20 protein-coding genes are annotated in these 23179 nt (G+C 39.9%); 7 read left to right on the top strand and 13 right to left on the bottom strand.

Annotated features, from left to right (window positions below; translation table 11 throughout):
• Positions 1-94: 94 nt before the first annotated feature.
• Positions 95-1144, bottom strand: coding sequence for a hypothetical protein (locus tag ACT29I_RS14730; protein ID WP_444793820.1), 1050 nt, complete (start codon positions 1142-1144; stop codon positions 95-97).
• 320 nt (positions 1145-1464) lie between these two features.
• On the opposite strand from ACT29I_RS14730, the gene ACT29I_RS14725 reads away from it, so the two are divergent.
• The 3 genes from ACT29I_RS14725 to ACT29I_RS14715 all read left to right on the top strand — a co-directional run bounded on the left by ACT29I_RS14725 (position 1465) and on the right by ACT29I_RS14715 (position 5710).
• A complete protein-coding gene (locus ACT29I_RS14725; RefSeq protein ID WP_430935060.1) occupies positions 1465-3141 on the top strand; it encodes a sensor histidine kinase in 1677 nt (558 codons plus the stop codon).
• A gap of 103 nt (positions 3142-3244) precedes the next feature.
• Complete coding sequence (locus tag ACT29I_RS14720) at positions 3245-3943, top strand: response regulator transcription factor (protein WP_430935059.1); 699 nt, start codon at positions 3245-3247, stop codon at positions 3941-3943.
• Positions 3944-4102: 159 nt separating this feature from the next.
• The gene (locus ACT29I_RS14715; RefSeq protein ID WP_430935058.1) at positions 4103-5710 is read left to right on the top strand and encodes a cation:proton antiporter domain-containing protein; all 1608 of its coding nucleotides are present in this window, start codon (positions 4103-4105) and stop codon (positions 5708-5710) included.
• Between the two features lie 48 nt (positions 5711-5758).
• Here ACT29I_RS14715 and ACT29I_RS14710 read toward each other — a convergent pair whose 3' ends face one another.
• The 3 genes from ACT29I_RS14710 to ACT29I_RS14700 form a co-directional block, all read right to left on the bottom strand.
• Positions 5759-6661 carry a hypothetical protein gene (locus tag ACT29I_RS14710; protein ID WP_430935057.1) on the bottom strand — a complete coding sequence of 301 codons (903 nt, stop codon included), beginning with the start codon at positions 6659-6661 and terminating at the stop codon, positions 5759-5761.
• 104 nt (positions 6662-6765) lie between these two features.
• A complete protein-coding gene (locus tag ACT29I_RS14705; RefSeq protein ID WP_430935056.1) occupies positions 6766-6960 on the bottom strand; it encodes a YwbE family protein in 195 nt (64 codons plus the stop codon).
• A 20-nt stretch (positions 6961-6980) separates the two neighbouring features.
• Entirely contained in the window at positions 6981-7706 is a 726-nt protein-coding gene (locus ACT29I_RS14700) for an NUDIX hydrolase (protein WP_444793819.1), read from the bottom strand.
• Between the two features lie 159 nt (positions 7707-7865).
• Here ACT29I_RS14700 and ACT29I_RS14695 point away from each other — a divergent pair, with 159 nt between their 5' ends.
• Positions 7866-9353 (top strand): mannitol dehydrogenase family protein, encoded by a 1488-nt coding sequence (locus ACT29I_RS14695; protein WP_444793818.1) that lies wholly within the window; start codon positions 7866-7868, stop codon positions 9351-9353.
• Between the two features lie 169 nt (positions 9354-9522).
• Here the strand turns inward: ACT29I_RS14695 and ACT29I_RS14690 are convergent, their stop codons facing one another.
• From ACT29I_RS14690 to htpG, 8 genes are all read right to left on the bottom strand, one after another.
• On the bottom strand, positions 9523-10404 hold the full coding sequence (locus ACT29I_RS14690) for a carbohydrate kinase family protein (protein WP_430935053.1): 882 nt from the start codon (positions 10402-10404) through the stop codon (positions 9523-9525).
• The gene (locus tag ACT29I_RS14685; RefSeq protein WP_444793817.1) at positions 10392-11888 is read right to left on the bottom strand and encodes a mannitol dehydrogenase family protein; all 1497 of its coding nucleotides are present in this window, start codon (positions 11886-11888) and stop codon (positions 10392-10394) included. Before ACT29I_RS14685 ends, ACT29I_RS14690 begins: the two co-directional genes overlap by 13 nt.
• Positions 11889-12042: 154 nt before the next feature.
• On the bottom strand, positions 12043-12999 hold the full coding sequence (locus ACT29I_RS14680; protein ID WP_430935051.1) for an ABC transporter permease: 957 nt from the start codon (positions 12997-12999) through the stop codon (positions 12043-12045).
• Positions 13000-13132: 133 nt separating this feature from the next.
• Positions 13133-14665 (bottom strand): sugar ABC transporter ATP-binding protein, encoded by a 1533-nt coding sequence (locus ACT29I_RS14675; protein WP_430935050.1) that lies wholly within the window; start codon positions 14663-14665, stop codon positions 13133-13135.
• A gap of 22 nt (positions 14666-14687) precedes the next feature.
• Positions 14688-15752, bottom strand: a complete 1065-nt coding sequence (locus ACT29I_RS14670; RefSeq protein WP_444793816.1) for a substrate-binding domain-containing protein — start codon at positions 15750-15752, stop codon at positions 14688-14690.
• A 34-nt stretch (positions 15753-15786) separates the two neighbouring features.
• Positions 15787-16632 carry a hypothetical protein gene (locus tag ACT29I_RS14665; protein ID WP_430935048.1) on the bottom strand — a complete coding sequence of 282 codons (846 nt, stop codon included), beginning with the start codon at positions 16630-16632 and terminating at the stop codon, positions 15787-15789.
• Positions 16633-17080: 448 nt separating this feature from the next.
• The gene (locus tag ACT29I_RS14660; RefSeq protein WP_444793815.1) at positions 17081-18199 is read right to left on the bottom strand and encodes an adenylate/guanylate cyclase domain-containing protein; all 1119 of its coding nucleotides are present in this window, start codon (positions 18197-18199) and stop codon (positions 17081-17083) included.
• A 363-nt stretch (positions 18200-18562) separates the two neighbouring features.
• Positions 18563-20617, bottom strand: coding sequence for a molecular chaperone HtpG (gene htpG / locus ACT29I_RS14655; RefSeq protein WP_430935046.1), 2055 nt, complete (start codon positions 20615-20617; stop codon positions 18563-18565).
• A gap of 260 nt (positions 20618-20877) precedes the next feature.
• Here htpG and ACT29I_RS14650 point away from each other — a divergent pair, with 260 nt between their 5' ends.
• The 3 genes from ACT29I_RS14650 to ACT29I_RS14640 all read left to right on the top strand — a co-directional run bounded on the left by ACT29I_RS14650 (position 20878) and on the right by ACT29I_RS14640 (position 22482).
• Positions 20878-21294, top strand: coding sequence for a Fur family transcriptional regulator (locus ACT29I_RS14650; RefSeq protein ID WP_430935045.1), 417 nt, complete (start codon positions 20878-20880; stop codon positions 21292-21294).
• Positions 21295-21344: 50 nt separating this feature from the next.
• On the top strand, positions 21345-22058 hold the full coding sequence (locus tag ACT29I_RS14645) for a peroxiredoxin (protein WP_430935044.1): 714 nt from the start codon (positions 21345-21347) through the stop codon (positions 22056-22058).
• A 136-nt stretch (positions 22059-22194) separates the two neighbouring features.
• Entirely contained in the window at positions 22195-22482 is a 288-nt protein-coding gene (locus ACT29I_RS14640; protein ID WP_430935043.1) for a DUF1847 domain-containing protein, read from the top strand.
• A 245-nt stretch (positions 22483-22727) separates the two neighbouring features.
• Here ACT29I_RS14640 and ACT29I_RS14635 read toward each other — a convergent pair whose 3' ends face one another.
• Positions 22728-23078 carry a P-II family nitrogen regulator gene (locus tag ACT29I_RS14635; RefSeq protein ID WP_430935042.1) on the bottom strand — a complete coding sequence of 117 codons (351 nt, stop codon included), beginning with the start codon at positions 23076-23078 and terminating at the stop codon, positions 22728-22730.
• Positions 23079-23179: the final 101 nt, after the last annotated feature.

Raw genomic sequence — 23179 nt, 5'->3', positions numbered from 1 at the left:
AGGATTTTTTCAAATTACAAATGCCAGATTTCAGTTTATTTGAACCGGCCTTTGCCTAACCTAAATCCCTAATTTAAACCTTGCCTTTTGTCTTCTATTCCTGAATTAGCCTACCGAACATCTTTTTGTCGCGTATAACAACGAAATAGTATGGGCTTATGGCCTCATTTATCTCAATATCCTTGATATAGGTACCCGAAAAGTTTTTCAGTGTTTCATCGAAGACCACCTGTCCGTCCCTGGCCAGGATAAGCACTTGCAAGTCTTCTTTATCTTCAAAGTCCAGCGACATACCAATTGTTTTTACCTGCTTACCGAACTCTTCTTTAACTTTTATATTGACCTCAATATTTTTGGGCTTCAGAGCAGGTGCCGTAATCACCTTTGGTGAAATACCGCCCTTCACCAATATTTCCGCATCCGAAATAGCGATTTCTTCCACATGTTTGTGCTCATAATCTCCTGGTCTTAAGCGCTTATTGTTTTTTTCTATTATAACGTGCTCGCCCGGATGTTTGACTCCATGCTTTTGATGGTAGGCAATAATATCTTCGCGTTCCTCATCACTATCATTATAGCGTTTAATCACTATAGGTTCGCCGTCTTTTCCTTTTCCTTCAATTAATATTTCTTTTTTAATGACGGTTCTTCCATTTTCCGTTACCGAGTCCATTTTAACCTTTATATTCATCCCTTTGTGATGCAAGGAGTCGAGGTACTTTTCATCCAATACCCAAACCCGCTTTCCAGGTTTTCTATGGTACGAATCTATAATCTTCTCGATTCTCTTGTCGTCGAGACTCAATTTGCGAAATGTGAACATGGAATCTATTCCATGCTTAAAATCAAAATCGGTATTAAAATTAAAATGCTTCCGCATGGAATCGGCATTAAATGCCATCACCTTAATTTTTTTATCCAAATCTTTGTCGAGCGTTGAAAAGATGCTATCCAGTTTCTCGTGCATCTTGCCCAAATCTTGCACATCGAACATGGTACTATAAAAGCTGTTCTTTAAAGTGGAATCGCTGCCGTCCTTATGAACTGTTATCTTCACTTCGTTTTGCTGAGCAAGAATAGATATTGGAACAAAAATAGCTGCCAACAACATTACCACTACGGTTTTAATTTTTTTTAATTTCATCACAAGGGGTATTAAGTGAATATTATTTTAAGTATGCCAATTCCCCGAACCATATTACTCTCCTTTTTTCATTCTCCTGCAATACGGTTTTTTTCTGTAGCTTCCGCCATAACAGGACACGTTCCGCCCGTGCACTTTGCCTCGTATAAAAACCTTTAAAAAATATTAGCTCGTTTAACTGCCACACCTTGACAAGACTTAAGTTTTTCGACCATTTAAAGGTAAGCAAGTTATTCAACAGCACGGGTTAAGGTCGGGTTAAAATCAGTTAATGATTAGTTAAAGTCAAATCAGCAGGACGAAAATACTATATATTTACATTGGAAAACGACACAGAGGCACTTTTTGAGCATTTTGAAGACACAAAGGAGATGAAGAAAAAATCGTTTACAGGGTTAGTGGCATTAATGAGCTTTTCCTTATTGGGCATAATCTTGGTTCAGTTTTTATGGATGAACAATGCCATTAAAGTTAGAAAAGAGAAATTTAACGCAACAATTTACGATGCGATGAATGCAACCGTTCAGCGTATGCAACGCGAACAACAAGCCAACTATTTTTTCCGGCAATTTATACCGCAACGGCACTCCTCCATTACCCGGGAAGATACCTCAAAAAAAAATAGCACACCTTATTTTCCCATGGCAGGAAACAAACAGGACAGGCTATCGCCCGAGGATCTTTTACCGAAAAAGAAATCAACTTTATCACCCTATAACAGAGGCCATATTGAAACACACATCGAATTTCAGCAGCATGGTAAGTCAAAAGAAGTAATCATAGCCCAAAATAATTTTGACATTAATAATGAGGAAGATATTTATCGCGCGCAAAAAGCCCTACAGCTTTGGCAAGATTCTATTAACAGGGTTATCAAAAAGAGTGGCGACTTAAGCGCCCTTAACTTTATTAACCAATTCAGTTTTGAGATAGAAAGACGAACCACAAACCCAACCGACCGGATTGACACAGAAAACCTAACAAGAATTCTAGACTATGAACTGAAGGCTCGGGGCATCGACCTGAATTACGAATATGCTGTGATTAACAAAAACAATGGTGTGCTGACTCAATTATGCTCTCATAAATACAACCGGGACAAAAGCGATTTTGGCTTTGTGGCGGACCTGTTTCCGGATGATCTGATTCGCAGCTGGTCGCCCTTGGCACTGGACATCTATTTCCCCAATCAGAACTTATTTATCTACCAGTCTTTAAATATTTTGCTTGGCTCTTCGTTGTTGTTTACCCTGTTTATTCTGATTACCTTTTACTTTACTTTCCGAACCATTCTAAACCAAAAGAAACTATCCGAAATAAAATCGGATTTTATCAACAACATGACGCATGAGTTTAAAACCCCAATTGCGACCATAAATTTGGCCACCGACAATATTGGCAATCCTATCATAATTGACAAACCTGAACATATATCTCCTTTCCTTAAAATAATAAAAGAGGAGAATAAGCGCATGAACAATCAGGTGGAGCGCGTGTTGCAAATGTCGTTGATCGAAAAACAAGATTTTCAGTTGGTACAAATCAAAGCCGACTTACATGTTTTAATCAATGAAGCTGTTGATAAAATTAAGCTATTGGCAGAACAGAAATCGGCTGAAATAAAAACCAACCTTCGGGCCGATCTCACCGTTTTTAATGTGGACGAGGTACATTTTACAAATGTGATTATGAACCTGTTGGAAAACGCATTAAAATATTCGGAGAAAACACCCAAAATTGAGGTGAGCTCCCAAAACACCAAAAGTGGTATAGAAATTAGCGTGACTGATAACGGCATAGGAATGACCAAAGAACAGCAGTCCAAGGTTTTTGAAAAATTCTTTAGGGCGACCAAGGGCAACATCCATAATGTAAAGGGCTTTGGTTTGGGCTTAAGTTATGTCAAAGCCATCATCGATCAGCATCAAGGAAATATTTTTGTAAAAAGTAAACTGGGAGAAGGTTCCACATTTAAGCTGTTTTTGCCGTTTAGTTAACAGATTTTTCATACTTTCGTTCTTATACTAAAACGTGGCGTCTTTAACAGATAAAATGGATCGCCGCCAGCTTTTACCACAATCGGATTAAATATAACGTAAAATGGGTGATAAGAAAAAAGTTTTTATGGTTGAAGACGACCAAAACTTTGGAACGGTAATGAAATCATATCTCGAGATTAATGGTTTTGAAGTTACCTGGGTTAAAGACGGCAATAATGCCTTAAGGACTTTTTTAACAGGTCATTTCGACATTTGCATTTTAGACGTGATGCTGCCGAACGTAGACGGTTTTACCATCGGCAGGGAAATAAAAGCGAAGGAAGAAGAGATTCCTTTAATATTTTTAACAGCCAAAACACTCAAGGAAGATATACTGGAAGGCTTTGGCATCGGCGCCGATGATTATGTGACTAAACCATTCGACTCGGAAATACTGATTGCCAAAATAAACGCTATCCTCAACCGAAGTTCCAATAAGGAAGGCGAGAACACGCCCAGCCTGTTTCAACTTGGCCGAATTGAGTTTAACTTTGAGCTTCGAACCCTTACCTCCCCCGATACCGTAAACCAACTTTCTCCCAAAGAAGCAGAATTATTAAAAATGCTGTGCCTGGATCTGAACAAAGTGATGCCGCGCGAAAAAGCTTTGAAAAGCATTTGGGGCGAAAATAGTTACTTCACCACGCGAAGCATGGACGTGTACATTACCAAATTAAGGAAATACCTAAAGGAGGAACCCAGGTTGGAAATCGTGAATATCCACGGAAGCGGTTATTTATTAAAACTTCAGGATTCGTAAAACATGCACTGAAAGCTTAGTGTATGGAGCTACACTGAACTAGCGCGAATCAACACCAACAGCAAGCTAATCACAAAGCCTAAAACAGGACTGGCATCAGTAAAAAAAACATACCAAAAAACATTGTAACTTACGAACTAATATTTAACCTTTTATTCTATGAATCTGGATTCGCTTTGGATGGGAATTGCTTTTGGACTAGGCTATTTAATGCGAAGAATAGGATTGCCCCCTATGCTCGGATTTCTGCTGGCCGGATTCTTACTTCACAGCATTCATGCCGAACACGGTCAGCTATTAGACGGCATTGCCGATATTGGGGTTATTTTGTTGTTATATACTATTGGGCTTAAGCTTAAACTTAAAACACTGGTACAAAAGGCCATTCTTGGCGGCAGCCTAATGTCAACAACCATTGCGGTTTCCATCACCGTTTTACTGATTGGCGTATTGACTTTTACCCCCCTCCCTTATTTTACCGGACTTTCTTTTAAACAAATACTCATTATTTCGTTTGCGTTAAGCTTTTCGAGCACTGTTTTTGCCATTAAGATATTGGAAGAGAGAGGGAACCTGAATACGGCTGAAGGAAATGCGGCTATTGGAATATTGATTATTCAGGATATTTTGGCCGTACTCTTTCTTACATTGTCCAAAGGCGAGTCACCCTCGGAATATGCGTTCCTTTTGTTACTAACCCCCTTACTGCGCCCCGTATTACTTTACATCCTGAAGCGAACCGGTCACGGGGAAATGCTTACTTTGTTTGGATTTTTCATGGCTATATTGGGATCTGAGCTTTTTGGCATAGTAGGTTTAAAACCCGATTTGGGCGCCCTGGTCTTTGGCATGATCATTTCCAATCACGAAAAATCCGACGAGCTGGCCAAGAATTTGCTGAACTTTAAAGATTTCTTTTTGATCGCATTTTTTCTGAGCATTGGATTTAGCGGCACCCCCAATTTTAATACTTTAGTAGCAGCTGTAATCATATCAGTCATTGTTATTGCGAAACCTTTTATTTATCATTTTTCGTTAAGCAAATTTGAATTCCCTGTTCACTCCTCTTACTTTGCTTCCATTTCGTTGACCAACTTTTCGGAATTTGCTTTGATCGTTGGTGTCTTGTCCGTGAAAAAAGAGTGGATCCCCAACGATTGGCTAATTATTATTGCCTTGGGCATCTCCATATCTTTTATCATCTCATCGTTATTGAACAGCCGAGCGCACGTTATTTTCAAAAATTGGAAAAAGCTGATCAATTCATTCGCCAAGGTTCACTACGAGGATGTGAAAATTCATTTTGACGACGCTCAAATCCTTATTATTGGTATGGGAACGGTAGGTGCAAATATTTACGATAAAATTGAAGATAGCTTTAACAAAAAAATTGTGGGGCTGGATTCGGACGAGAATAGGATTAAACAACATGAAAAACGAAACAGGAAGGTTGTACTACACGATGCCACCAATATCGATTTCTGGGATAAAATTTCGCCCCAGGAACTAAAAATTGTGGTATTGGCCCTCCCCGACTTTGAGAATAATATATTTGCGATTAAACGGCTGAATACGCTAAACAGACCTATAGAAATATTTGCCACTGCGCGATACAACGATCAAATTGAAATGCTTCATGAGGCTGGAGCACACCATGTTTTCAATCTTTACGAGGAAGTAGGAAAAGGATTGGCCGATGAAATCATAGAAAGATCCCCATACCTGCTGCATCCTGATGAACCAAAAAACAACCCTATGAACGCTTAAAATTCGGCAACTTGGTGACGCTCGTCAAGCAACTAATTACCAACGCAACTAATCATTTACTACGTCCCATTCGGCAATTTTTTTTGCGCAACTGTTAATATCGGATGATATACCCACTACCTTAAAAATCTTCAATATGCTTAAATCACTTTTAAACAGAGGTATCCGAAACCTCCCATTCAGTATATAAGCTTTGTGTCCCTGAACCAGAATTTCAATGGGTAAGGATGAAATACAACCAGCCCCCATTAATTCCAACATCTCCCTTTCTGGATTGTCTTTCCCATGAAACGCGACCCCCAAAACAGCAATTTCTTTGTCTTCAAACAATAGCTCGTAAACCAATTCACAATCACCGGTTCCCTTCAGCAGATTGCTTTTTATGGTGGCAACGGCTTCAAGGAACTCATCATATTCGTTTAATTCGATTACATTTTTATAACGGGGCATGGTCGGCATAAAATGGTATTCATTCAATTCTTCCTCGGGAATATCCCTGCCATAATACTTAGAATCCACAGCCAAAGGGGAAAGCGCCTCCTTCACCAGGGAATCCGTCATGGCTGTCATTTTAATAGCTTCGTGACGGTTCGCACTTTCATTAAAGTAAGCATGTTTAATATAATAAGGATTTAGCATAGTTATTTCGGTTCTATCACCCTCCCTTATTAAACCGATTTTTAGCGTCGAACCAAACGCGCCCTTATCGGTAACCGCGGTTGCCATGCTGGTCAGTTCGTCACAAGAAAAAACGATAACGCAAAGGTTGTTGTCCCGGTTAGGATGGTACATGCCCAACACCTCAAATTCATGTCCCAAAAGTAATTTGGTAACTTCAGCGGTTAGCTCGGGCACCGATTTATTTGAATGTCCTATTTTATAGTAAGGTTGTACAGCCCCAATAGACACAAACAACATGATGAATATTGTTGAAGTTATTAGCCTCTTCATTCCCTATTGAATTAAAAAAATTGCCCCTAAACATACATTAAGTGGCAAGATAACAAACTAATTTAAAATTAACAGTTATTAACAAATCAAATTCATAGGCATTTTTAAAGTATTTTTTTTACGCGGCCAACAATACCCGATTCCATCATTACTTTAATGCCATGTGGATGGCTAGGGGAATTGGTCAGTATTCTTTTAACAAATCCATGCGTCAACTCACCTGTTCGTTGGTGATGTTTCTGAACTACTTCTACTTCCGAACCTATTTGAATATTTTTTCTCAGTTTACCGTCACTCATACATTATAATTATTACAGTATTAGATATTAATAATATACCCCTCGCCACTTAACCTTTCGTACACATCTTTGCTAAACATATATAGTTTAGCCGGTTTTTTTGATACCCCTAACCTTTTTTCTTCCAGCGGAACTATATAACTTTTACTCAATGCCTTTTTTCTGAAGTTTCGGTTGTCTATTTTAATATCCAAAACCAGCTCAAATGCAACCTGCAATTCATTCAAAGTAAATTTATCAGGAAGCAAATCAAAGATAATGGGTTCCGTCATTATCTTTTGTTGTAGATCAGCATAAGCATCATCAATTAACTGCCGATGATCAAAACCTAATCCGGGCAATGATTTAATTGGAAACCATCTTGATGTTTCGAGCTTTATTTTTATTTTATCCATGGGTAAGAGAAAGTAATAGGCCACCGTCATGGTGCGAGGGTTGCCCCCTCTGCTGCGCACCCAAAACAAATCTTTATCGCTCTGAATACGGGAAGGATTACCATAGGCCCTAAATTGTTTTTTGTAGACCTCGCTAAACCCGCTAATTTCCCTAAAAATCCTGTCCGCACATTCATCCAATGTTTCACTCTTAAAAATATGATGTCCGGTGACCACCCAATCGTCAATGACAGGATAAGCGTCCGTAAACATATTGAGGGTACGCTTGCTCAATAATATATTCAAGGAATCTGAAGCCAAACCAAAAATCACACAGTCAACCGATACATTGTCAATTTTTCTGAAATCCATATTTCAAACGTTAATAGTACGTTTTGTTCCAATTTAGTACATTACAAATGTAGTATTCTACGATTAATATTCCCAATTTATACTATACATTCACATTTTTCGTGTAATTTTACACGGTACGTAATAGCTACGTTTGAAGTCATCATACATTCAACAATTATGCAAAAGTTCCATTATCTCAACCAGGAAAACCTGGGTTTATTGCCAGCAGATGTAATTACGCCAACTTTTAACCGCGACAATATCACCACCAGCATTGTTCATATTGGCGTAAGCAACTTTCACCGCGCGCACCAAGCTTACTACACAAATGAACTAATGGACAAATACGGAATTACGGATTGTGGTATATGTGGCGTTGACCTATTGGATTCTGACCGAAAGATATATAGTATATTGAAAGATCAGGATGGCCTTTACACCCTTATTACCAAGTACCCTAATGGACAGAACAAGATTAAGGTTATTTGTTCCATCGTCGAATATTTCTTTGCCCCGGAAAATCCCATGGCGGTCATTGAAAAAATGGCACACCCCGATATACAGGTCATATCGTTAACCATAGCCGAGGACGGATACCATTTGAACGAAATAACCGGGAAGTTTGACATGGACCACCCTGTGGTTGCCGAAGACATTAAAAACCCACTCTCCCCCAACACCGTATTTGGATATTTGACCCAAGCCTTAAAGCTGAGGCAACAAAGAAAAATTGGAGGATGCACCATTATTTCATGCGACAACATACCAGCCAACGGAGATACGATGAAAGGTTCGCTTTTTCATTATATTGAAAGGGCCGAACCGGAATTGTTACACTGGGTAAAAAACAATGTCACTTTCCCCAATACCATGGTAGACCGAATTACGCCTGTAACCAGAACGGAAGATATTGAGAATTTAAAGACCGGTTATTTAACCGAAGACCAATGGCCTGTGGTTTGCGAGCCTTTTGCTCAATGGATTATCGAGGACCATTTTGCTGCTCAAAGACCCCCATGGGAAAAGGTAGGCGTTCAATTCACCAGAAACATTGAACCTTACGAGAACATGAAGCTGCGGTTATTAAATGCCGGACACAGTATTCTGGGAATCCTAGGAACATTAATCGGCTACAAAACCGTTTACGAAGCAGCTTGTGACGAAGAATTGATGCTTCTACTTGAAGACTTTATGAATGAAGAAGTTGCCCCGACACTAGACCAAGCTAAAAAAACAGATTTCACCAATTACAAACAAAATGTGATCACACGTTTTCAAAACCCACACATCAAGGATAGTCTCACAAGGATTTGCAAAGAAAGCTCCGCAAAAGTACCGCTCTTTATCTTACCCACTATTAAAGATCAACTGAAAAACAAACGGAATATTACCAGAGGTGCATTTATCATTGCCGCCTGGTGCAAATACAACGATGGAGTGGACGAAAACGGAAACAGTTATGAAATTTCGGATGCATTAAGTGATATTTTAATTCGTACAGCTGCCCTATCCCATCAATCACCCATCCGTTTTTTGGAAATAAAACCTGTTTTTAAAGAATTGATAAACGAAGATATTTTTGTGGATGCCTACTTAAAGGCGATTGAGGCGCTAAGGAGGAAGCCTGCAAAAGCATGTCTCATGGATCTTAATTCAATGACCTAAAAAAAGCAGTGCCTGATTTATGTTTATCCTCGGAAAACAAGAACAGCGGAGCTGTTTCAATCCGATTCATCGGTGAAATCTACGGACAAAAGATAAAAAAGCTGCCCGGAACATTCTGCAAGTAGCGTACTTCACACAAACCTTCCAAGGCAGCACCTATAACGACTAATTAAGAATGCATTAGTGCTTCAATTTTCTCGTTTGCAATTACCGGATTGGCTCCACTAAAGGTGGCTACCAGGGCCCCTACCGCGCAGGCAAAATCGATGGCTTCCTGCGGATCTACATTTCGCATTAACTCGCTAACAATAGAGGCCAGAAAAGAATCCCCTGAACCGACCGTATCGGCTACGGTTATTTTATATCCTTTGTTATAATAGAATTTATCATTGTAAAACAGGGCTGCACCATCCGCTCCAAGTGTTACGCAGATATGTTTCGTCCGGGTTTTCTCCGAAATCAGGCGTACACTTTCCTCCAGATGAATATCTTCGTGACCATAATAAGCGCATATTTCGTTAAGCTCTTCATCGTTGAACTTGATAAAGTCGGCCTTTTCCATGAATGTGGTTAGCAACTCTTTTGAATAATGCGGAGCACGCAAGTTTACGTCGAATATTTTATATTTGGCAACATCCATCAGTTTCAACAAAGATCCTTTCGAACGTGGGTCGCGAGCAACCAGGCTTCCAAACAGAAATGCATCCGCTTCACTCACCAACTTAAGCGTTTCGTCGTTACAGGCTATAGCGTCCCAGGCACACGGGTACTTTATATCGTACGACGCAGAACCTGCCGAATCTAACACTACCAATACTTCACTGGTATCCAAGTCTTTATTCTTTTGCAGATAATTTAAATTCACACCAAAGGGCTTAATTTCATTCATCAACTCTTCACCCAAAACATCATCCCCCACACTACTTATTACGTACGATTCGTTTCCTAACGAATTTAAGCGAAGTGCCACATTCAAGGGAGCACCGCCAACCTTTTTACCCGTTGGCAAAACATCCCAGAGCACCTCTCCAAAACAAACTACTTTTCCCATGATATTGTATTTTTAGTGTTTATTGCTTTCACACATTCCTTTATTTTAAATTCATTCAACGCTTCCAGGGCACTTTGATAAGCGTCAACAAAAGTCCGCTGATGAACAAGATCACCAAAGACAGATTCTATTTTCAAGAACGCCAGTGGATCATCTTGGGTTCTTCGTGCAGCTGCCTGCAGCTCTTCGCTGATGACGTCTTCAATCTCATATTCATTACCCTTCTCATCTGCGCCTTCGTTATATTTACACCAAGCTGCTATCACAAAAGCTGCCCTTTGGAAATTACCGGAACCTTCCAGTTGACTTTTAACCGTAGGCAATATGAACTTAGGCATCTTGGCGGAACTCTGCAAACATATTCTCGAGATCTGATCCCTGATGTATTTGTTCCGAAACCGGGCCATCAAACTGTCTTTATAGGCACCCAAATCCATCCCTTCCAATCCGGAAAGTACTGGTGTGGCTTCCGCATCCATATAGTTTCGCAGGAATTGACTAAAATCTTCGTCGCTGGCTGCCTCATCAATCGAATTATAACCATGTCTGGCCCCCAACATACCAAGCACAGAGTGACCGGCATTTAAGAGTTGCAGTTTCATTTTTTCGTATGGCGCCACATCTTCTACAAACTGCACACCAACCTCTTCGTACGCAGGACGACCCGACACAAAATCATCTTCCACCACCCACTGAATATACGACTCGCACACGACGGGCCAGCGGTCCTTTATTTTAAATTTATCATAAACCATTTCGATATCCGCAGGAACAGTAGCAGGGGTAATTCTATCGACCATACTGTTAGGGAACGTAACATTTTTATTCACCCACTCCAACAACTCGTTATCCACCTCGCCAATAAAACTACATAACATTTGGCGTGCAATAGCACCATTCCCCTGTATATTATCGCAGGACTGAATCGAACACCCTTGAACACCTTTATTCTTTCTTAACAACAATGCCTGTGTAAGAAAACCGAAAATTGTTTTCGGGTCTTCAGGATGCGCCAAATCCCATTTGATAGATTCGTTTTCAAAATCGAACTCCCCGGTAGCTTCGTTTAAATTATATCCCCCTTCCGTAATAGTCAGTGATATGATTTTCGTTTCGGGATGGGCCATTTTTTCAATAACTGCCTGCTTGTTGTCCGGTGCGAACATCACCTCAACCATCGACCCGATTACCCTGGCGTTCACAGAACCATCAAGCTCTTTGGTCATCAAGGTATACAATCCATCTTGCTCAGTGAGAATATCACATATTTTCCTATCGAATTCCAACAATCCTACCCCGCAGATTCCACAATCCCGAGCCACTCCTTTTTCAAGTAACTGGTCGGCATAAAACGCCTGGTGTGCCCTGTGAAACCCACCAATACCTACATGAACTATACTGGCCTTAACGGCTGAACGGTCGTAAGTCGGAACAGCTACATCCGATGGCAAGGATTTTAAATTTTCTTTATTTAATGTCTTCATTTTTATCATTTTAAAGCGTACAACACCATTATTCGGCCGATGGCCGAAAACATACCTTTTATTTTTTACTTTACACCCCATCCCCATAGCTGTGCAACAATGCTTGCCCGCGTATCAGGCCATGGGGAGGAATCGCAACCGAGAAGCAATTATATCATACCTTGTATTTATCCTCGAAACGCTGAAGAAGCACCGCAAAGATGATGATCAAACCTTTGATTACTTGCTGAGGATAGGACGGTACGTTTAGCAGGTTAAGGATATTACCGATCAATCCTAAAATCAACACCCCCATTAAAGTATTGATAGCAGTACCTTTTCCCCCTTTTAGGCTGGCTCCACCAATCACCACGGCAGCAATCGCATCCAATTCCAGGGCCACACCAAAGTTTGGCGAACCCAAATTCGTTCTTGAAGCAGCAATAATACCGGCACCGGCTGCCAAACATCCCGAAATAGAATATACCAGGAACTTATATTTGTTGACTTTGATTCCCGATAAAACAGAAGCTTCCTCGTTACTGCCAATAGCTATCACCAATCGACCAAACACATTATATCTCAACATAATATGAGCCACAGCCACTACCACAATAAACACAATAGCCACATTAGGTATTCCAAGTAACGATCCGTTACCAAAATCTTGCATTAACAAACCCCCTTTGGTTTGAAAAACAACAGGAGCCCCTTTTGAGTAGATGAATGCAAAACCACGTGCAATAGTCATCAGTGCGAGCGTCGCAATAAAAGGCGCCATTTTATGTTTGGTCACCAACCAGCCGGAAACGCTACCTATGGCAAAGCCAATGGCCAGAGTAAGTACGATGGCCAGCGAGAGCACAATAGAATTTGTCAGCAAGGCAAAAATAACCCCCATTAGGGCCACCATGGAACCTACCGACAAGTCGATTCCTCCGGTAAGAATGACGATAAGCATACCTATACTTACGATTCCCACTCCGGAAACTTGTTTTAACAAATTGGAAATATTAATGGAAGAAAAGAACACGTCGGAAATAAGGGACGAAAAAATCACAAGTATTGCAAAGATAAAGATGGTATTATACTTTATCAAAAAACGGATAATATCGTTAGCTGTAGTTTTCATTTTTATAATATTAGTATTCCCGAAGAAATTAATCTGAAGGTTTCGGGATTTCCCTTCGTTCAACAAGACACAAGCTTCAAGATTCAAGACGGATTCTTACAACTTTACATCAAGACGGATTAGTTAGATTTGTTTAGACTGCTGTTTGAGAATTTAAAGATTCGCCGATCGACAACCTTAATATATTTTCTTCGGAGAATGATTCCTTATGCAATTCCCCTTCGATGGAACCATTGTGAACCACCAATATCCTGTCGGATATTCCAATAATCTCCGGCATATCCGACGATATCACCAGCACTCCCACACCTTTGGCCGCCAACTCGTTAATTAAATTATAAATCTCCACTTTGGCACCTACATCAACTCCTCTGGTAGGCTCGTCAATAATAATCACCTGGGCATCTATACTCAACCATTTAGCCAAGGCTACCTTTTGCTGGTTGCCGCCACTCAGGTTCATCACCTTAGTATTTTCGTTAGGTGTTTTAATACTTAGCTTATTAATTAAATTGCAGGCATTTTTTCTTTCCTTACCATCCTGAATAAAATCCAGTTTATCCGATACCAAATCGAAGTTGGTCAGGCTGATATTATCCTTTACCGACAGGGACAGAAACACACCCGTTTCTTTTCTGTCTTCCGGCACAAACCCAATGCTGTTTGCTATGGATTTAACCGGGTTCTTGTTTTCAATCTCTTTCCCATTCAAGCGAATGATGCCTGATTCTTTTTTATCGGCGCCAAAAATCAACCGAGCTGTTTCAGTACGTCCACTTCCTCCCAGACCAGAAATACCTAGCACCTCGCCTGGATATAATTTGAAGGAAACATCCTTAATCTTCTTACACTTTGAATTTAAGCCCTCCACCTCTAAAATGGGCTTATCGCCTATTTTCACGTCTCTGGGCGGATAAAAATCCTTCAGCTCCCTGCCAATCATCAATTTCACCACCTCATCGGTATTTGTTTCCGAAGCCAACATGGTTCCGGTAACTTCACCATCTTTTAACACGGTAACCGAATCCGATATCTGGAATATCTCTTCCATATGGTGTGAGATATAAATAATGGCGATTCCTTTTTGCTTCAATCTATCCAGCGTTCTGAAAAGCTTCTCCACCGACTTAGGCCCCAAAACCGTTGTTGGCTCATCCAACACCAATACCTTAACTTCTTCCGATAATGCTTTGGCAATTTCCACAATCTGCTTTTTGATAATACTTAAATCAGCGACTTTTGCTTTAGGGTTGATATCAAAACCAAGTGACTCGATAATCTTCCTGGCTTCCTGCACCATCTCCTTCCAGTTCATCCACGAACCTCCCGAACCCAATTTATGCAAGAAGATATTTTCAGCTACCGACAAGTCATTCACCAACGACAACTCCTGGTAAACCACACTAATACCTAACTCTTTACCATGATGTGGATTGCTAGGCTCAATGACTTCTCCTTCCAGCTTTATGGTCCCGGCATTTCTTGGATGTACGCCACATAAGATCTTAATCAAGGTCGATTTGCCGGCACCGTTCTCACCAATCAAAGTATGAATTTCACCAGGCTTAACTCCAAACGAAACATTAGTTAAAACCTTTACTTTACCAAAGCTTTTGGCTATTCCCGAGAACTCCACCATATACTTATTTTCATCAACTGTTTTCATGCCAATTAAATTTTATAAACGATTAAAAAATGGCGTTCGGATTGTAGAATTCTTTCGCGTTTTCCTTTGTAATCAATACTGCGGGCGTAAACGAAGTTTTTTCAAAATCGCGCTTGTCATTAAAGTATTGAACCGCATACTGAACTGCTGTTTTTCCGATCAGCACAGGACTGTTTACCGCGGTACAGCCATATAAATCTGTTTCCATAATTAACTTAACGGCTTCTTTCTGCCCGTCAGCTGCCGCCACAATCAGTATATCATCTTCCTTTCCTGCTTTGCGAATTGCTTTAATTGCACCTAAAACACAAACATCAGATTCGGTAATAACCACGTTTATATCGGGATGTGCAACCAAAATATCCTCCATTGCTTTTAATCCGCCCTCGTACGACCAGTTTGTATAGGCCTGTGTTTTAATATTCAAATCAATGTAACCATGCGTTCTTAACTGCTCCTCTGTAATACCCGTCAATAGACCTTGCTTTCTTGTTTTACCCACTGGGTTTCCCGCATTACCGCTCAGCAGGGCTATCTTCATTTTTTTTGATCCCATCTTTTTCACCAACCATTCACCGGCCAATTCTCCATTTCTATGGTTATCAGACTGAACGGTGGTTACATACTTGGCAGATGGATCAATGGAACTGTCGATGATAAAAACAGGGATACCAGCCTGTTCGGCCACCAAGGTCACCCCAACCAACGCATTCGGGTCCAGCGGATTAAGCAACAAGGCATCTACCCCTTTGGTTATCAAATCTTCCGCAGCCGCAATTTGCTTGTTGATATCACCCTGCCCATCGGCATACACAAATGTCATACCCGCTGCTTTGGTCGTCTGTTGAATACTCGACAACAAAGCCTGGTAATAAGGAGCATTTAACGCGGGCGTGCAATACCCAATCTTGAAGCCGCTCAAGTCCACATTGCTTTCAATTATCACATCATTTAAACTATCGTTTTTCGCCGAACCCTGAACCTGGGTTATCTTTTCCACACATCCTGTTGAAAACGACATTAGTACAACCAATGTTGCCGACAAAAGGACATCCTTTACTTTAAAATTCATTGACCTTAGTTTCATTGTAGTATTTTTTAAGATAATTTATTAAGATTGATTAAAACAGAACCACATCTATTTGCAAGACACCTTTACCGCTTTCGGGATTCCAGATCCCATTGAAGTTTACAGGAATTTTTTTGTTGAACACCTCTACACTTTTACTTAAAGTTAATCCGATATTTACAAAGTTGGCTCCTTTACTGTAAAATGTTTTCTCTGTTGAGAACGAGAAAGCTCCACCGGCAAAAGCACTTAATTGATAACCCCCTTTATTGTGCAGCCTGTATTTAGCCTCTACATAATTTGAGTAAGAATCCGTTCTGTCACCGTTTTCGTCTACTTCGTAATCTTGCCCTTGTCCTGCCAGTATGGTTGCCCAAAACAATGTCAAAGGAACTTCCTCCGAAACAGTATATCCCAATGCAATATCCACAAAATTGGGTGAGGTTTCCTTTGCGTAACTAAACATATCAATATCTTCTTCGTCTTGACTCGAATAGTTATTGTGACTCACCACTTCCACATAAAAGTTATCGGCAAATCGGTACACCCCATAATATGAATATTCCTTGAAGGTTCCGTCAAAACTCGCCCCTCCCCAAAGACCAAGCGTCAATTTTCCGCTTCTATCGTTATATTCAAGTGCCGTCGAAGTCATCACACCGGGCGTAACCACAAAACCCCTCCACATATGCATATTTCGCAAACTTAAATACCCTTGAAATGGTTTGTAGGCATTTTCCACCTCCTGTGCGGAAAGGGTATTACCACAAACAAGAACTACACCTATTATTACTGCCGCCTTCAGGTTCCTCATCCATTTAAATCGCAGATTTAAATAAGTTCGGTTTTCACTTTTACCCCAGTCTCCCTTTCCCATCGATTCTTTGTATTTTTCCATGACCTTCCAGATTTTGATTTCAATCGCACTGCTATTTAAGCGTATATTTTACGTTTATTGATTCAAATGTACAGTTTTTATTATCATACTTACAAACTTTTTAACATTTATTTTTTGCTTTTCTTCTATATTTAATCATACAATCCTTCCAAAAGCCTTATAAACAAAGACATTTTTAAAGTATGTTAAAATTAAAACTTACAGCGTATATTGTACGCTTATTATTTAATGCAACCTTTTTATTTGTCCTAAAATGCAGATTGGACCAACTATAAATTTGATTTTTCCAATAGAAAATTGCTACACTAAGATATTTTGTGATTTGGGACAGGTTGATTAACGGCAAAACCTCAACGCAAGAATTCCTGTATCAGGCACCCCCTGCGGCAAGCCTTATGCTTACGCCTGCTGCCAGTACGAAATTTAAACCTATAATGCCGAATCTTGGCTAATATTGCACCTTGCTCTTTTTTCGCTTCTTGTTACCCTTAGGCAGAACTGAAAACACAAGCAATGGACGCCTCTTGCCTTTTAGCTTTATCGCATCCAGTTTTACAAAATTATACTCGTCTTTTTGTTCAAAGGCCTCATATAAAACGCCCGATATCAAAAGATCCTTTCTGTATTCGTTACATTTCGACTCGATTCTGGCGGCCGTATTTATGGTATCGCCGTTATAAGAAATATCCCTACGTATACTTCCAACCTGAAGCACCATCACCTTTCCGATATGCAGGCCAGCCTTAAACTGCGGCACCTCACCATATCGCCAGCGGTAATACCGCGAACGCTTTTCAATCACCCTCAAAAACGCAAAAAATGCCCGGATGCAATTCGTATTCCGAATGCCATTATGTTCGTCCCAGGTAACAACGGCGCCATCTCCCAGGTAATTATAAATCTCCCCTTGGTAGTTATAAAGCACGGACATGTCGTGGAAAACATCCTGTACCAAACGACTGAATTTTTCATGTCCCAATTGCTCTGCCCTTCTGGTGGAAGATTTCATATCAATAAACATGAATATCTTTTTTTCTTCGCGGGGCTTATTTAACCTGCCAAAAAACCAGTTGAAGAAATTACCTACACCAATTTTCTTGTACATTTCCCTAAAGGTACTATTCCCAATACAGGCCAAATAAAAATACACGAAAAACCGAACATCATTTAACCCAAAATCAGGAATATGACTAACAAACGACTGGTAATCGACAACGGAATTAAAACTCAAATTTTTGTTTGCAGCCAGATACAGCAAAACAAAAGCCAACGCAAAATATAGTATCGACCGCAAAAATACCATGGTTCGTATGGGCGAAAACCTCATAACGCGATCTGAAACGAGTATATCCCAAAAAGCAAACAGCGCAGTAACAACCACACTGACAAACACCACATTGACATATACAGACTCCCTGGCAAGCAATCCAAAGTAGTTGATAAAAACAGACTGATCGCCTGTTAAAAACAAGTAAAAAAACAAAGCTAAATTCCAAAATATCAAATGATACCTAAAGGATTTATAGATTTGAGCAAACCATATTTTTAGCTTTTCTTTTAAAAACATTCTTTACAGACCAACAAGCAGGAAATAAGAAACGATAGACTTTATCTTTTTCCCCTGTTCGTGTTACTCTTAAAAAGGAAAATTAGTTTCAGTATTTGTATTTGAGTTATTAACAAATAGCAAAAGCGCATCCCTATTATGGAATGCATCGAAAATCAGAAACATGAAATTACATTTTACAATCTAATCGACAGCCTCGCAATACACGTTATTCAATACCGTTAATATTGCTCATCCTAGACAGCTTCGCAGTTTTTTTTCTAGTAAAACAATTCGCACAACAAGCACAATTCGGGGTTTAACCCCCAAAAAAAGCCGTTTGAACTGAATCAAACGGCTTGATAAAATTAATATAACTTAGCCTTAAATCAAATCAATGCTTCGCTTAACAAAATTAGTCAACGCTTTACCTTTAAGCATGTTATTTGAAAGAAGCGCAAGATCGATAAGCTGAGACACCAATTTATTGTCGGTACTAAAACCACTTAAAATTTCTGTCTTTTTAGCGTTCAGATCGTTGATTTTCTTGTCAACATCTGCCAACTCGTCTTTTTCGGCCTGAGGCACCTCTTCATCTTTCTTACCTTCTTTGGCTTTTTCAAGCTCCTGACGTTTTCCGTTCAAGCTTTCGATCTTTCCTCGCAAGGAGTCAACCTGCTCCCCAACTTTCTCGTTCTTGTCGGCCAAAATACGCTCCACCAAAGGATGGTTTTCATTTACCACCAACTGGTAACTATCAGGCATTTCGCCATAGAAATTCATTCCGCCACCCTGCATTGCGCTCATCTCTTTCATACGACGCATAAACTCTTGCTGGGTAATGATAGCCGGGTTAGAATCAGCTCCCATGGCTTCAAAAGCAACAATAAAGTTCATTTTATCCCCATTGGGAACCTGGGCCGAAAATACGGAAGTCAAATCTTCCTTATCGCTTGCGGACAAGTTCGACTCCAGTGTATTTTCTTTGGGTATCAGTTTTTCAACCACGTCACCATCCACGCGAACAAAACGGCTCTTTTCGAATTTCTGCTCCAGATGATTGATAAAATGGGTATCCAACTGACCATCCATTAACAAAACATCATATCCCTTATTTTTAGCTCCTTCGATAAAAATATGCTGCTCTTCGGCATTGGTAGTATACAGATACACCAACTGATCGTCTTTATCCGTTTGGTTCTCCTTGATAATATCCTTGTATTCGTCGAAAGTAAAATATTTACCGTCTGTGTTTTTAAACAAGGTAAACTTCTGGGCCTTATCGTAGAACTTTTCTTCCGTCAACATACCGTACTCGATAAACAGCTTCAAAGAATCCCATTTTTCTTCGAACCCTTTTCTGTCTGCCTTAAAGATTTCCGATAAACGGTCCGCCACTTTTTTGGTGATATGGTTCGATATCTTCTTCACATTAGCATCCGCCTGCAAGTATGAGCGGGAAACGTTCAACGGAATATCGGGTGAGTCAAGAACGCCATGCAAAAGGGTCAAAAACTCAGGTACGATATTTTCCACAGAATCGGTAATAAATACCTGATTGCTATAAAGCTGAATTTTGTTTTTCTGAACTTCCACATTATTCTTGATTTTTGGGAAATACAGAACTCCTGTCAGGTTAAAAGGATAATCTACGTTTAAGTGTATGTTGAAGACAGGATCTTCGCTCATTGGATACAGATCTTTGTAGAACCTATTATAATCCTCGTCTTTCAGTTCGGCAGGTTTGCGCGACCAAAGCGGATTGGTATCGTTTACCACGTTATCCTCTTCAAGCTCTACCTCCTTACCATCTTTCCACTCTGTTTTCTTACCAAAAGCAACTTCAATAGGCAAAAAGCGACAGTACTTGTTCAGCAAACGGGTTATTTCAGCTTTTTCCAAGAATTGCTTATTCTCATCGTCAATATAAAGAACAATATCAGTCCCCCTGTCCTCTTTGGTAATTTCATCCAAAGTAAACTCGGGGCTTCCGTCGCACGACCACTTCACGGCCTTAGCCCCATCTTTATGCGACAAAGTATGGATTTCCACCTTTTTGGCAACCATAAACGAAGAATAGAACCCTAAACCAAAATGACCGATAATGGCATTTGAATCGTCTTTATATTTATCGAGAAACTCCTCTGCTCCCGAAAAAGCGATCTGGTTGATGTACTTTTCTATTTCTTCGGCCGTCATACCAACGCCTCTATCGGAGATAGTCAAGGTTTTCTTTTTCTCGTCAATTGAAACTTTAACCTTAAGCTCTCCCATTTCGCCCTTAAACTCACCTACACTAGATAAAGTTTTCAGCTTTTGAGAAGCATCAACAGCATTGGAAACAAGCTCTCGTAAAAAGATCTCATGATCGGAATAAAGGAATTTTTTAATGATGGGGAAAATATTCTCAGACGTAACCCCAATATGACCTTTTGACATAGTATTATAAAATTTTGTGATTAAACTTATTTATGTCTCGGTTTAATCAAAGGGTATGCCAAGCAAAATAAAATGACAGATAGGCAGAATATATGACACGACGCTGCCATTCGTGCATATAATAAGCGATATGCACGACATTCTCCGTACAAGCGTGCAACAATCAATCAAAAAAAACACTTATTGCTATTTAAACACTTTTTTCTTATATTAGCTTAATTATTATTTAGGAATTATTCTTATTTAGGTTTTATTCTGATATGACAACGAAAATTCACAAAAGACTTGCTGAATCCGGGCTGAAAGTAACTCCACAAAGGGTGGTTATTTTAGAAGCCCTATACCAACTCAACAATCATCCTACCGCGGATCATATTATAGAATATATCCGAAAAAACCATCCTAACATAGCTACAGGAACCGTATATAAAACGCTGGATACTCTGGTGGAAAAAGCACTGATAAAAAGGGTTAAAACGGATCGCGATGTAATGAGATACGATGGCATAACCGAAAAACACCATCACCTGTATTGTTCGAAATGCGACTTAATAGAGGACTATCGCGACCATGAGCTGGATAAGATGCTGGAAGAATACTTTGCGAAAAAAAACTTTAAAGGATTTCATATGGAAGATATCGTTCTTCAGATAAGAGGAACCTTTGATAAATGCTAGATAAAAACCAAGATTACAATATTTTCTTTAACGATTTAATTACAAAACAGATGGAACAGATTCAAGAGCAACGAGTAGTGAGTTTGCCAAGAATTGGCGATCCTGCACCGGAATTTACCGCAGTTACTACCCAGGGAAACATCAATTTCCCATCCGATTACAGCGGAAGTTGGGTCATTCTATTTAGTCACCCCGCGGATTTTACCCCTGTTTGCACATCGGAGTTTATGACTTTTGCCAGCATGCAAGATCAATTTGCGGAAGCCAATTGCAAACTGGTGGGTCTTTCCGTAGACGGGCTATACAGTCATATTGCCTGGCTACGCACCATTAAAGAAAAAATCGAGTACAAAGGCATGAAGGATGTCGAGGTTACGTTTCCGCTAATCGAAGACATCACGATGAATGTGGCCAAAAAATACGGTATGATTCAACCTAACGAAGACACAACCAAAGCGGTACGTGCCGTATTCTTTGTTGATCCCAAAGGCATCGTGCGCTCAATGATTTATTACCCACTTAGTTTGGGTAGAAATTTTGATGAACTTTACCGTGCACTAATTGCCATGCAAACCGCGGATGAGTTTGGTGTAGCCACGCCGGCCGACTGGCGCCCCGGTGACGACGTGATTATCGGCCCTGCCGGTTCATGCGGAGCCGCCCAGGACAGAATGGAAGACAGTGAGATAGATTGCAAAGACTGGTTCTTTTGCACCAAGAAACTGGATAAGGATACAGTATTGAATAAAGTGCTAAAGAAATAATGAGGCACCAATTATAAGACAAGGCGGGTACGTAAACCATAAAAAAGTTTGCCATCCGCCTTTTTTGACGCTTGCATTTCGCATAAAAATAACATTAACGATAAGAAACCCATACGACAAGATTTCGCTTGATAAAATGAAAACAGCAGATCAATCATCCAGTTATGGTTCCAACAGAATTGAAGAAACTCATAATTTTTGGAAAAATGCCCGCATCCCAAAAATAGGAATAGCCAATTGCATTACCTTCTCGCACAAAACCGATGTACCAAAGAAATATTTTTCTGAAGATTTTGAAATTTTTACGGCCGATTGCACATATGGCAGGTTAAAAAAGCATGAGATATTGGGAGAAAACAGCAACAGGGTTGTATGTAATTCTGCCGGTCAGACAGAATTCCTTACGCAAAATAAACCGAATTGAATATTTCACCTGAATGATGCGAAGGACACGATATGATTTTTAACCAACATGCGCAAACTCCGGTAACCTGTTTGTTCGATAAAGATTTTAGTAACAATAACAATCCTGCCGCAGCAATAAAAGATATCGAAAGGAAAATAAACCACCTCAAAAAGCTACTTACCTTTTACAAAAAAACCCTCTTGCCTGCATAACTGCAAACAAGAAGGTTTAATGGTTTAGATTAGAGTAATCTCCATATTTAATTATATGGCAGAACTTCCTCGCTCTTCAGTCCGGATACGGATACATTGCTCAAGGGGTGTAACAAATATTTTTCCGTCACCCACTTCACCTTCGTGACCGTTGTGCGATTTAGCTGCCTTTATAATTGCGTCAATAGTTACTTCAACATACTCTTTGTTTACGGCTATCTCCAAACGCATTTTTGGCGTAAGGTTAGGGACCACCTCTTTTCCGCGATAAACCTCCGTGCTCACCTGGTTACCATGACCGGAAACCCGGGTTACGGTTATACGGCTAATACCAGCCCGGATCAAACCTTCGCGTACCTGGTCCAACTGGTACTCTCTTATAATTGCTGTTATTAATTTCATCTTATTAAGAATTAGTATAAAGCGTTAAGCATTAAGTATACATATATTTACATGTTCAAACCTAACCTACTTAAACCTTATATATTACTTTATCTATGTAT

Origin of the sequence: Saccharicrinis sp. GN24d3, from assembly GCF_052400645.1 — a bacterium.
Lineage (GTDB): Bacteria > Bacteroidota > Bacteroidia > Bacteroidales > Marinilabiliaceae > Saccharicrinis.
Note: the sequence above shows the minus strand (reverse complement) of the source record. Positions and strands in the feature narration are given on the sequence as shown.